This window comes from Ruegeria sp. HKCCSA071 (assembly GCF_017872555.1).
Lineage (GTDB): Bacteria > Pseudomonadota > Alphaproteobacteria > Rhodobacterales > Rhodobacteraceae > Ruegeria.
Map to the genome: position 1 here is coordinate 1189221 of NZ_JAEDOX010000001.1, position 12513 is coordinate 1201733.

11 protein-coding genes are annotated in these 12513 nt (G+C 58.3%); 4 read left to right on the forward strand and 7 right to left on the reverse strand.

The window, feature by feature from the left end; all coding sequences use genetic code 11:
* Positions 1 to 47: 47 nt before the first annotated feature.
* The 3 genes from I9188_RS05920 (at position 48) to I9188_RS05930 (ending at position 3828) form a co-directional block, all read left to right on the forward strand.
* On the forward strand, positions 48 to 1754 hold the full coding sequence (locus I9188_RS05920; protein ID WP_209504479.1) for a peptide ABC transporter substrate-binding protein: 1707 nt from the start codon (positions 48 to 50) through the stop codon (positions 1752 to 1754).
* A gap of 93 nt (positions 1755 to 1847) precedes the next feature.
* The gene (locus I9188_RS05925) at positions 1848 to 2855 is read left to right on the forward strand and encodes an ABC transporter permease (RefSeq protein ID WP_209504480.1); all 1008 of its coding nucleotides are present in this window, start codon (positions 1848 to 1850) and stop codon (positions 2853 to 2855) included.
* Positions 2848 to 3828: an ABC transporter permease gene (locus tag I9188_RS05930; protein ID WP_209504481.1), complete on the forward strand. Its 981-nt coding sequence runs from the start codon at positions 2848 to 2850 to the stop codon at positions 3826 to 3828. Before I9188_RS05925 ends, I9188_RS05930 begins: the two co-directional genes overlap by 8 nt.
* A gap of 7 nt (positions 3829 to 3835) precedes the next feature.
* Here the strand turns inward: I9188_RS05930 and I9188_RS05935 are convergent, their stop codons facing one another.
* The 6 genes from I9188_RS05935 to I9188_RS05960 all read right to left on the reverse strand — a co-directional run bounded on the left by I9188_RS05935 (position 3836) and on the right by I9188_RS05960 (position 10558).
* Complete coding sequence (locus I9188_RS05935) at positions 3836 to 4972, reverse strand: MFS transporter (protein ID WP_245220426.1); 1137 nt, start codon at positions 4970 to 4972, stop codon at positions 3836 to 3838.
* Positions 4973 to 5040: 68 nt separating this feature from the next.
* A complete protein-coding gene (locus I9188_RS05940; protein WP_209504482.1) occupies positions 5041 to 6318 on the reverse strand; it encodes a DUF3422 domain-containing protein in 1278 nt (425 codons plus the stop codon).
* A gap of 109 nt (positions 6319 to 6427) precedes the next feature.
* On the reverse strand, positions 6428 to 6784 hold the full coding sequence (locus I9188_RS05945) for a VOC family protein (RefSeq protein WP_209504483.1): 357 nt from the start codon (positions 6782 to 6784) through the stop codon (positions 6428 to 6430).
* A 155-nt stretch (positions 6785 to 6939) separates the two neighbouring features.
* Positions 6940 to 8394, reverse strand: coding sequence for an NAD(P)(+) transhydrogenase (Re/Si-specific) subunit beta (locus I9188_RS05950; RefSeq protein WP_209504484.1), 1455 nt, complete (start codon positions 8392 to 8394; stop codon positions 6940 to 6942).
* A 13-nt stretch (positions 8395 to 8407) separates the two neighbouring features.
* Positions 8408 to 9979, reverse strand: a complete 1572-nt coding sequence (locus tag I9188_RS05955; RefSeq protein ID WP_209504485.1) for a Re/Si-specific NAD(P)(+) transhydrogenase subunit alpha — start codon at positions 9977 to 9979, stop codon at positions 8408 to 8410.
* A 129-nt stretch (positions 9980 to 10108) separates the two neighbouring features.
* Positions 10109 to 10558 carry an isoprenylcysteine carboxylmethyltransferase family protein gene (locus I9188_RS05960; RefSeq protein WP_209504486.1) on the reverse strand — a complete coding sequence of 150 codons (450 nt, stop codon included), beginning with the start codon at positions 10556 to 10558 and terminating at the stop codon, positions 10109 to 10111.
* A 172-nt stretch (positions 10559 to 10730) separates the two neighbouring features.
* On the opposite strand from I9188_RS05960, the gene kynU reads away from it, so the two are divergent.
* On the forward strand, positions 10731 to 11924 hold the full coding sequence (kynU, locus tag I9188_RS05965; protein WP_209504487.1) for a kynureninase: 1194 nt from the start codon (positions 10731 to 10733) through the stop codon (positions 11922 to 11924).
* Here kynU and I9188_RS05970 read toward each other — a convergent pair.
* On the reverse strand, positions 11917 to 12495 hold the full coding sequence (locus I9188_RS05970) for a TetR/AcrR family transcriptional regulator (RefSeq protein ID WP_209504488.1): 579 nt from the start codon (positions 12493 to 12495) through the stop codon (positions 11917 to 11919). The two genes, kynU and I9188_RS05970, sit on opposite strands and share 8 nt — an antisense overlap.
* Between the last annotated feature and the right edge of the window lie 18 nt (positions 12496 to 12513).

The window sequence follows — 12513 nt, forward strand, 5'->3', positions numbered from 1 at the left end:
TTGCGGAGATAATCGAGACACGAACGTGTCCAACTTGGGAGTAACTTATGAAAATCAAAACCCTTTTGCTTGGTGCGATTGCAAGCACGGCGATGGCCCCTGTGGCTATGGCCGAGCGTGGATCGGACGGCAATGTCAGCATCATTTACTGGCAGGCTCCGTCGATCCTGAACCCGTACCTGTCCTCGGGCACCAAGGACATCGAATCGGCTTCGTTGGTGATTGAACCGCTCGGTCGCTATGACCAAGACGGGAATCTGGTAGCCTATCTCGCCGAGGATATCCCGACCGTGGAAAACGGTGGTGTTTCGTCGGATCTGAAATCGATCACGTGGAAGCTAAAATCCGGTTTGGTCTGGTCCGATGGGTCGCCCGTGACGTCGGCCGACGTAAAGTTCACCGCAGATTATTGCATGCATCCGGAAGGTGGTTGCGCCCAGCTTGCCAAGTTTGAAGGCGTCGAAAGCGTCGAGGCAATCGACGATCTGACCATCAAGGTCAACTTTGCCGAACCAAAGCCGAACCCCTATGGCCCATTCATGGGTGGCCAGTCGCCAATTATCCAGATGGCCCAGTTTCAGAACTGCATGGGCTCCAAGGCGCCCGAATGTACAGATCAGAACTTTGGCCCGATCGGAACCGGCCCGTTTGTGGTAGACGAATTCAAGCCAAACGACGTGATCACCATGTCGGCCAACCCGAACTATCGTGACCCGAACAAGCCCGCTTTTGCCACGCTGACCTTCAAAGGTGGCGGCGATGCGACAGCGGCTGGCCGTGCTGTGATGGAAACCGGCGAATTCGACTATGCGTGGAACCTGCAACTGGCGCCCGAAGTCATCGAGCAGATGAAAGAAGGCGGCAAGGGTACTCCGATCGCGGCATTCGGAACCTTGGTCGAACGGATCGAAATGAACATGACAGATCCGTCCCCCAGCCTGCCTGAAGGCGAACGTTCAACCGCCAAACATCCGCACCCGGCCTTGTCGGAGCTGGCGGTTCGCAAGGCACTGTCGATGGCAATCGACCGTGATCTGCTGGTTGAGATTGGCTACGGTCAAGCCGGTCGCCCGACCTGCAACCTGGTACCGGCCCCGGCATTGTACGCAAGCGACAACACCGAGTGTCTGACGCAGGACATCGACGGTGCGAACCAGATGCTGGATGAAGCCGGTTGGGTGAAAGGCGCAGACGGCGTCCGCGCCAAGGATGGTGTACGACTGTCTCTGGTCTATCAAACCTCGACCAACGCTGTTCGTCAGGACTTCCAGGCGCTGATTAAGGAATGGTGGAGCCAGATCGGTGTTGAAACCGAGTTGCGCAACATCAACGCGTCGGTCTTTTTCGGCGGTGACCCGGGCAGCCCGGACACGTTCCAGCGTTTCTATGCAGACGTTGAAATGTACGCCAACAACTTCGATGGCACCGATCCGGAAAGCTATCTTGCGCAGCACACCTGTGACAAGGCACCCAAACCGGAAAGCCAGTGGCAGGGTGAGAACATCAACCGCTACTGTGATGCCGAGTATGACAAGCTGGTGGCCGAACTGGGCCGCACTGGCGAGCTTGAAAAGCGTGGCGAAATCGCCCGTAAACTCAACGATATGCTGACCAAGGACAGCTATGTCGTGGTTCCGCTGGTTGATCGTGGACGAGTCTCTGCACATTCCAACACATTGGGTGGCGTGATCCTGAACACTTGGGACAGCGAGCTTTGGAACGTTGCGGACTGGTACCGCAAGACCGGCTCCTAAGCGTTAAACCTGCCAAGCCGCGCCCCGATCTTCGGGGCGCGGTCATTTGCAGGCCGCTCCAACAAGAAGACGCATCAACAAAGGCGCCTTTGAATGCTCAACTTTACAATCAGACGACTGGTGTTGGCGGTGCCCACACTGCTGTTCATCAGCCTCGTCATTTTCCTGCTGCTCGAGCTTGCCCCTGGCGACCCGATGGCACAGGTTCCACTCACCGTTCCCCCGGAAGTCAAAGAGAAGATGCGCGAGGCGCTTGGCCTCGGCCAACCGATGCATATCCGGTTCTGGAAATGGATTGTGCAGTTCTTCTGGATAGAACCGCAGGTATTGGTCGACTCTGTATTCGGTACAACCTTCTCCGAAGGCGACCTGCGCGTGATTTCATGGCAGACCCGCTCGCCGGTCATGGACATCGTCGTTCAGCGTATCCCGCAGACCCTGTGGGTTGTCGGCACCGCCTATGTGGTCGCCATCCTGATCGCGCTGCCCATCGGCATCTATTCGGCTTACCGCCAATATTCCTGGTTCGACCAGATGGGTACCTTCGTGTCGATGGTCGGCTTCTCGGTCCCGCCGTTTTTCTCGGGCGTGCTGGTGATCGTGATCTTTTCGGTTCAGTTGGGCTGGTTCCCGTCGATCTATGACACAACGCTGGTGGTCAACAGCTGGGACAGCTTTGTTGTACAGCTCAAACAGATGATCATGCCGGTCATGGTTCTGGCCTTGCAGATCACTGCGCAGCTCAGCCGGTTCATGCGCGCGTCCATGCTGGATAACCTCAATCAGGATTACGTTCGCACCGCCCGCGCCAAGGGTCTCAGCGAATATACCGTGGTCATGGTTCACGTGCTGCGAAACTCGATGATCCCGGTGGTCACCGTGATTGCGCTGGGTATTCCGTCCATCTTTGGTGGCGCCATCATCACCGAGCAGGTGTTCAAGGTGAATGGCATCGGTCAGCTGCTGATCGGAGCGATTCAGGCCAATGATCTGCCGATGGTGCAAACCCTGACCTTTATCTTCGCTGTACTGATCGTGCTGTTCAACCTGATCGCCGACGTCCTGTATGGCATTCTGGACCCGAGGATTCGCTATGACTGATCACGACAAATCAGACACGCTGATCCCCGACGAAGGTCTGGCCCCGGCATCCACCGCGCTGCCAACGGCCGACGTGATGGAAGAACTCGCCACCCCGCCCCGCAGCCAATGGCGCGATGTTTGGGATCAGTTCAAGACCCACAAAGGCGCGATGGTCGGGGCGATCCTGTTTATCATCATCGTGGCCGGTGTCTATTTGGGCCCGTATCTGTGGAGCATCGATCCGACCCAGATCGATATCCGGTCGCGCAATCAGGGGCCCAGTTGGGCCCATCCCTTTGGCACCGACCAATTGGGTCGCGACATTCTTGCGCGCATGATGTCGGGTGGGCAAACCTCAGTCTCGGTTGGCATAACCGCGATGTTGCTGGCGCTGTTTCTGGGATCGTTCATCGGCGTTCTGGCCGGGTTCTTCAGACGGCTCGATGGGCCACTGATGCGTCTGACAGACCTGTTTCTGGCCCTGCCCCTGCTGCCCTTGCTGCTGGTCATGATGCTTCTGTTCCGCGAGCCCCTGTCAGCGGCTTTTGGGCTGGAGCGCGGGATTTTCATCCTGATCGTCTGCGCCATCGGAATCACCTCATGGATGCCGACTGCACGGATCGTGCGCGGTGACGTGCTGGCCATCAAGGAACGTGAATTCGTTCTGGCCGCACGCTCCATCGGCACCAGCAATAGCCAGATCATCACGCGGCATATCCTGCCGAACGTTCTATCACCAATCATGGTGTCGGCAACACTGGGGATTGCCACGGCGATCATCACCGAAAGCGCGCTGTCCTTCCTTGGGTTGGGCTTCCCGCCCGACTTCCCGACATGGGGCCGCCTGTTGTTTGATGGTGTCGACTATCTTCAGCAATACCCCGAGCGTGTATTCTGGCCCGGTCTGGCAATCTCGCTGACAGTGCTGAGCGTCAACTATCTGGGTGATGGTCTGCGCGACGCGCTGGATCCCCGCATTCGCGGACGCTGAAACAAGTTCAGTCGGCGCGCTTCAGCGCGCCGGCCAACAGCACGATCAGAACGGCCAATGGCAACAGCACGGCAAACGCCAGACGCAGGCTGAACAGTTCCGCCAAAAATCCGATCAGCGGCGGCCCAATCAACAGCCCGCCATATCCCAGCGTAGCTACACTTGCGATGGCTTGCCCCGGCGGCACATGCGGATCGCTGGCTGCACGGCTGAACGCCAGCGGCATGATCACCGCATACCCTATACCCATCAGCGCAAACCCCGCCAATGCGGGCAAGGGCGCGACCGAAGAAACCACAGCGAAAACGCCCAGTGCCGCGCAGATCCCGCCAAACCGAGCCGTGGCGACAGGACCAAACCAAGTGATGACAACAGCACCCGCAAGTCGAAACGCAACCATCGTCACGGAAAACACGGCATAGCCCAATGCGGCAACACTTTCAGGCGCACCGGACACGTCTCGCAGGAAAATCGCGCTCCAGTCTGCGACGGCGCCTTCACCCAATGCACCACACATGGCCGCGAATCCGACCAGTATCAGCGCACCCGAGGGCAAAGCAAAAACCGAGCTTTGCGACCGATCGGACCGTTTCGACGTCCAGCGCACCCACGACAAGGCCAGCGCGAAGGCGACAACCGCGCCACCCGCCACTAGGAAGTGCACCAGAACCGTCAGCCCCATCTGAACAGCCACATATCCGCTGAGCGCGCCAAGACCGGCCCCAAGGCTCCACATGGCGTGGAATGACGACATTACGGGTTTGTCATATGCCTGCTCGACTTCGGCGGCCCAGGCATTCATTGCCACATCCATCGATCCGTGGAACGCGCCGAAAACAAACAAACAAAACGCCAGCACCCAAAACCCGCCAGCCACAGCAAGCAGAACCAGCGACAGCGTGTACAGAACGGCCACAATCCGGGTGACCGCAACAGCGCCATACCGATCCGTCAACCGCCCTGTGACCGGAAAGGAACAGACGGCCCCGGCCGCCATGAACAACAACCCGTACCCCAACGCGTCATGAGACAAATCCAACCGGTCGCGCACGGCCGGAATGCGCGAGGCCCAGATGCCAAACAAGGCCCCGTTCAGGATGAACATGGCCGCAACTGCCCGCCATGCCGAGAAAACACCAATCAACAGAGAACCTCGTGCTGTCTGCGCGCCCCACCCGTTCTACAGGTTGGGCGCAAATTGGCAATTGCAGCTTAACCCAGGCGTTTGCGGATGCGCCGAACGGCGAACCAAACGCCCGCCACTACCGGGATCGTCGCCGCCGCCGTCAGCGTTCCCTTGCTTATACCGGTGGCCGTCAACGGATACAGAAGATAGCCAACCAGTGAGACTGCATAATAACTGATGGCCACCACAGAAAGCCCCTCGACCGTGTGTTGCAAGCGCAAGGCAAGATCGGCCCGACGATCCATGCTTTCCAACAGGGCCTGATTTTGTGCACTCCGCTCGACGTCCACCCTAGTGCGCAACAACTCACCCGCACGGATGGCCCGGTCAGACAGCGCTTGCAGGCGGCGTTCTGTTGATTTCACGGTACGGATCGCAGGATCATAACGGCGCATCATGAAATCGGCAAAGCTTTGACCACCTTCGAACCTTTCCTCGCGCAGGACGTCGATCCGTTGATTCACCAGCGCCTCGTAAGCGCCGGTTGCCCCAAACCGGAACGAACTGCGGGCCGAAATGGTCTCGAGCTCGGTCGATGTGGCCAGCAATTGAGGCAACAGCGCATCTGGTGGTGTGGTGTCATCTGTCATTTCAACCATCAGCTTCGCCAGCTGGGCGTCCAGTTCCTCGATCCGGGGGGCCAATTGTTTGACGCGGGCAAAGCCAAGCATCGACATCGCCTTGTATGTCTCGATCTCGCACAGCCGCTGGATAATACGCCCTGTGCGGCGCGTGCCCGTGCCTTCGGTCACGAACAGGGCAAAACGCATGTGACCAGCCGGGTCGATACGGAAATCGCTAGCGCAAATTGCCGAAGCATCCAACACCCGAGACACGGCAAGACTTTCAGGTTCGAACCAATCAGCCAGAGCGACCTTTACAGCCGCATCTTCCGGGCGCGGTACCACCCGCATCAGCAACGAAGTGATCCTCTGGCCCGGGCTGGCCATCAGCCAATCCGGGGGAAAAACCTCGAAATCGGCGGGGTTGAAAGGGCGGCCGCTAACGTTCGGCACAATCGCCGTATACGTGACAAACTCTGTGTGCTGCTCCCATTTCAACCAATGGCGTCCGATCTGCCCGGCATAATGCGTGGCCCCCGGCTGCGGATGTTGCGCCCCATGTCGGTCAAGCAGATCAATCAGATGGGCGATATCCTGACTGCGGTCCCGAGCGACGGCTGCTTCCGGCTTCTTAATCGCAAGAAAGGCGACCGTGCACGGCGTATCGGCGGCCGGAAACGGGCGGGCATGAAGTTCATTGGCCAGCGCATAGCGCAGCGGGTGATCATCGATTGGCGTCATTCCGAGGCTCCGATAGCGGTGTCCGCACTATACGTCACAACTCGGATACATCAATTCTTATTTTATTTCATGTACTTACACGAATACAAAGGTATACAAACCGACTATCTCATTGATTTGGCTGCCACAGCTCGATCGGATTTCCTTCCGGATCGTGAAGCCGCGCGAACTTTCCGATCTCACTGTCCCAGTCGGGGCGAGTCTCAACAGCGATTCCGGCAGCTTCAAGCTGCTGTATCATCGCGCCCAGATCGTCGACTCGAAAATTGATCATCCATTGCTGATCCGGGTTTCCGAAATACTCAGTGTCTTTCGCGAACGGCGCAAACACCGTATACCCTTCGCGCTGCTTCCAGGGCACCGGATCATAGTGGTTTACACCCAAATGTTCTTCGTACCAGCGGCTCAATGCCTCAGGATCACTGGCCCGAAAAAATACGCCCCCTATACCGTTCACTTTCTCCATGCTTCGCTCCAACAATACGCATGTCTATTATACCACAACCCGCCCGCTTCATCTGGCCATAAATATCCTGGGGGTTTGGGGGCAAAGCCCCCAATAGTACAAGTAAAGAAAAGGGCGCCCAAAGGCGCCCTTTGCAATTGGATCAGACCGGTGGATCAATCGATCATCGGCAGCAGCTTGTCCAGCGATGCTTTGGCGTCGCCATAGAACATGCGGGTATTTTCCTTAAAGAACAGCGGGTTTTCGATACCCGAATACCCTGTACCCTGACCGCGTTTGGACACGAAGACCTGCTTGGCCTTCCAGCATTCCAGAACCGGCATACCGGCAATCGGGCTGTTGGGATCTTCCTGCGCCGCAGGGTTCACGATGTCATTCGAGCCGATGACGATGGCCACATCCGTGTCCGGGAAGTCGTCATTGATCTCGTCCATTTCCAGAACGATATCATAGGGCACCTTCGCCTCGGCCAGCAGCACGTTCATATGGCCCGGCAAACGGCCCGCGACCGGGTGGATCGCAAAACGCACCTCTTTACCCTTGGCGCGCAGCTTACGGACCAGTTCACTGACCGATTGCTGTGCCTGCGCCACCGCCATACCATAACCGGGAATGATGATAACGCTGTCGGCGTCGTTCAGGGCTGCAGCAACGCCATCCGCCTCGATGGCCACCTGCTCGCCCTCGACGGCCATCTGTTCACCCTGCGGGCCACCAAAGCCGCCGAGAATCACGCTGACAAAGTGACGGTTCATCGCCTTGCACATGATGTAGGACAGGATTGCACCGCTTGAGCCCACCAGCGCACCGACCACGATCAGCAAGTCATTGCCCAGCGAGAAACCAATAGCCGCCGCGGCCCAGCCCGAATAACTGTTCAGCATCGACACAACCACCGGCATGTCCGCGCCACCGATGCCCATGATCAGGTGATAACCGATGAACAGCGCGGCCAGGGTCATCAGGATCAGCGGCAGCAGCCCACCGGACGAGGTATACCAGATCAAGCAGATCAGCGAGAGACCCGCCGCCGCTGCGTTCAGCGCATGACCACCGGGCAGCTTTGTCGCCGCCGAGGTCACTTTGCCCGCCAACTTGCCATAGGCCACGACCGAACCGGTAAAGGTGATCGCACCGATAAAGATGCCCAGGAACAGTTCTACATGAAGGATCGCCAGCTCGGCCGGCGTCTTCTTGGCGATCAGTTTGGCAAAGGTGCCCAGATCATGCAGATCCGCCTCTTTCGCCGTATCCGCAATCGCCAGGACCTGCGCCACGTTGCCGATCTCAAAATGCGCATTGAAACCCACAAACACCGCGGCCAGACCGACCAGCGAATGCATCGCGGCCACAAGTTGCGGCATCTCGGTCATCTGGACGCGCTGCGCCACGTATTGACCGATCAGACCGCCGCCAATGATCAGCAGGATCGACAGAAGCCACAGGCCAGACCCGGGGCCAACCAGCGTGGCAAAGACCGCCAACGCCATACCGACGATGCCGTACCAGACCGCGCGCTTGGCGCTTTCCTGGTTCGACAACCCGCCAAGGGAAAGGATGAACAAAACAGCCGCAACAACGTAGGCGGCAGTGGTGAAGCCAAATTCCATGTGCCCGGCCTCCTTAAGATTTCTGGAACATGGCGAGCATGCGCCGGGTTACGAGGAAGCCGCCGAAGATGTTGATCCCGGCCATGAAAACGGACAGTGCCGCCAGCAGAATGACCAGGAACGACCCCGATCCGATCTGCATCAAGGCCCCGACGATGATGATCGACGAGATCGCGTTGGTGATCGCCATCAGCGGTGTGTGCAGGCTGTGCGAGACATTCCAGATCACCTGGAAGCCCACGAAAATGGCCAGCACGAAGACGATGAAATGCTGCATGAAGCTGGCCGGGGCAACCAGCCCCACCAGCAGCATCAGCGCGCCACCAACACCCAACAATGTAAACTGCTGCTTGGTCTGCGCCTTGAAGGCCGCAATCTCCTGCGCCTTTTTCTCTTCCGGGGTCAGTTCCTTGACCTCGGGCTTCTTCTGCGCCGCAATCGCCTGAATCTTGGGCGGTGGTGGCGGGAAAGTGATTTCACCTTCATGCGTTACAGTCGCACCGCGGATCACATCGTCATCCATGTTGTGATTGATCTGGCCGTCCTTTTCAGGCGTCAGATCAGTCATCATGTGACGGATGTTGGTCGCGTACAGAGACGACGACTGCGCCGCCATCCGGCTGGGGAAGTCGGTATAACCGATGATGGTCACGCCGTTGGGCGTCACGACCTTTTCGTCCGGCACGGTACCTTCGACGTTCCCGCCACGCTCGGCCGCAAGGTCAACGATGACTGAGCCCGGCTTCATCGCCTTGACCATATCCTCCAGCCACAGCTTGGGCGCCGGACGGTTGGGGATCAGGGCCGTCGTGATGACGATGTCCATCTCAGGTGCAAGCTCGCGGAACTTGGCCAGCTGGGCATTGCGGAATTCTTCCGACTGGACCGAGGCATAACCACCGGTCGCCGCGCCGTCCTGCTGCTCTTCTTCGAAGTCCAGATAGACGAACTCCGCCCCCATCGATTCGACCTGTTCGGCCACTTCCGGGCGTACGTCAAACGCGTAGGTGATGGCCCCCAGCGACGTGGACGTCCCGATTGCGGCCAAACCGGCCACACCGGCCCCAACGATCAGAACCTTGGCAGGAGGAACTTTACCGGCGGCGGTCACCTGACCGGTGAAGAAACGGCCAAAGTTGTTGCCTGCCTCGATCACGGCGCGATAGCCCGCGATATTTGCCATCGACGACAGCGCATCCATCTTCTGCGCGCGCGAAATGCGTGGCACCATCTCCATGGCGATCACGTTGGCGCCCTTGGATTTGGCCAGCTCCATTCCTTCTTCGTTGCCCGCAGGATTGAAGAACGAAATCAGGGTCTTGCCCTTGGTCAATCGTTTCAGTTCGGCCTCAGTCGGGATACGAACCTTGGCAACGATATCCGCGGCCTTCCACAGCGACGCTGCGGTCTTGACCACCTCTACGCCTACGGCCTCGTATGCGGCATCCGAAAAACCGGCAGCCGTGCCCGCGCCTTTCTCGATCAGGCACTCATAGCCCAGTTTCTGCAATTGCACGGCCGAGTCGGGCGTCATTGCAACCCGGTTCTCACCGTCCAGTATTTCCTTTGGCGTGCCTATCTTCACTGGCAGTCCCCCTAATTCTTACTCTGTCCGAGCGGGTGGTCGGTATTCTTCGTTAAGCAAAGATGTATCCTGCGCAACATTATTTCGCAAGCGCAGCATTTTTTACGTGACATCACAAGATCAGCCACTTTAGATCCAACGCCGCGTTTTGCGTTCGTAGCGTGCGAAATCCGTGCGGAATTGTCGGCGCAGGCGGTCTTCTTCCGGCAAGATGAACCGGCGTTCCAGCACCCAGACGAAGACCGGAACCAACACCAGTGACAACACGGCGTCAAACCGCAGGATCAAACCCGCAAGAATCAGAACGTCACCGACGTAGATCGGGTTTCGACTGCGTTTGTAGATGCCCGTTTGCACCATCGCGGTCGGCGTCTCATGGGGAATGACGGTTGTCTTGTGGCGGCGAAACTCGACAATGGCCAGAACGGCCATCAGAGCGCCACCGCCGATCAGAACTCCGCTCAGAAGGTCGGTCAGGCCGCTCTCAAGTGACAGGCCCAGCGCCATGTATCTGGCCTGCGCCCATGCCAGCGCCGCAAAAGCGATCAACCAAACTGGCGGTACATCTATCCAGCGCATTCTAAGCCCTCATGAGCGACGACAATGTCGGGTATATGTCGCTTCTGACCGACGTCCTACCGTTTTTCGACCGGATTGGCAAAAGACCAGTATGTCGCATCGATAGACAGACATGTCAGGATCGGCTACCCCAAATGCAACAAAAGACGACCACACAAGTGAGTGAGCCTTCATGACCGATTTTGCAGCAACCAAAGCCATGTTCGACCTACCCGAGGGCGTGATTTATCTGGATGGCAACTCCTTGGGCCCGCTGCCTAAAACGGCTGCCTCTCGTGTGCAGAACATGCTGACCGACGAATGGGGGCAAATGCTGATCACCGGCTGGAACAAGGCCGGCTGGATGGGCCTTCCCACGGGGCTTGGAGATCGAATTGGCCGCCTGATCGGAGCCGAGCCAGGCAGCGTCGTGACCGGCGATACCCTGTCGATCAAGGTTTATCAGGCCGTGTCCTCTGCCCTTGAACTGAACCCGACCCGCAAGGTTGTGCTTTCCGACAATGGGAACTTTCCGTCAGACCTGTACATGGTCGATGGCCTGCTGCGGTCTCTTGGGGGCGCATTCGAACTACGCGTCGTCGATCCGCAGGACGTCGCAGATGCAATCACAGAAGAGGTTGCTGTCCTGATGCTGACCGAAGTGGATTACCGCACGGGCCGGATGCACAACATGAAGGCGCTGACCGAACTGGCCCATGCCAACGGTGTCGTGACGGTTTGGGATCTGGCGCATTCCGCAGGTGCCATCCCCGTTGACCTTGCAGGGTGCAATGCCGATTTCGCAGTCGGGTGTACTTATAAATACCTCAATGGCGGCCCTGGTGCGCCCGCGTTCATTTATGTTGCGCCCCGACTTGCAGATAGTACGCGCCCGGCCCTGTCCGGCTGGCTGGGGCACGAAGCGCCCTTTGCCTTTGACCTGGACTATCGGCCCGGAAGCGGGATTGAGCGTATGCGCGTAGGAACACCTCCCATTATCCAAATGACCGCACTGTCGGCGGCCATGGATATCTGGGATATGGCCGATATGGCGGATGTGCGCGCCAAATCCATTGAATTGACCGAGCTTTTCATCCGTCGGGTCGAGGCGACCTGCCCAGACTTGCAGCTGGACAGTCCGCGCGCGCCCGAGCAGCGTGGCAGTCAGGTTTCATTCCGCTTCAAGGAAGGCTACGCCGCGATGCAAGCGCTGATCGCGCGTGGTGTCGTCGGAGATTTCCGCGCACCTGACACAATGCGGTTTGGTTTCACACCGCTGTATGTCGATGAAAGCGATGTCGAGCGTGCAGTCGATATTCTGGCGGATGTCATGCAGAACAAGCTTTGGGACACGCCCGAGTACCAAACCCGGCAGCGCGTTACCTGATTTCCAGCCCAGCCCCAATCAGGGCTGCCAGCTGGTTGGTGCGCCTTTCAAATTCCTCGGCGTCTGACGCGGTCAGCTTGACCCCCTTCAGCGTGACCGTAAGTGTTTTCGCCGTCTCTTCAGGGGTGTCGAACAGACGAACGCGGCCAGCACCCTGCTCTCGCCTCAGCCATTCGGCATAAAGCGCGGCAAGTTCCCCTTCGCCCCGCTCTACAATATCGATGGCCATGGATTTGGTTGTGTCCAGCATCTCAAGCCCATGCGGCGACGCCAAAATCGCAGCCATGCCCTCGGTCTGGGCGTGGATCGCCTTTTTGGCAATGTCCGAAACCGAACCTTCGCTGTTCAGCGCCTCGGCCACCGCTGCGGTCTTTTCCTCGTAATGCCGTTCGGTCAGCTTGCGAACGATCGCTTCCTTGTTCCTGTAATACAGGTAGACCGCTGGCCGCGACATCCCCGCACCGCGCGCAATGTCATCCATCGAGGTCTTGCGGAACCCGTATGCGGAAAAAGCCTGAAAAGCAGATGCAAGGATCGCTTTCTGCCGGGATTCGTCACTCGTTTCTTTCATACGCAAATCTCTGACATT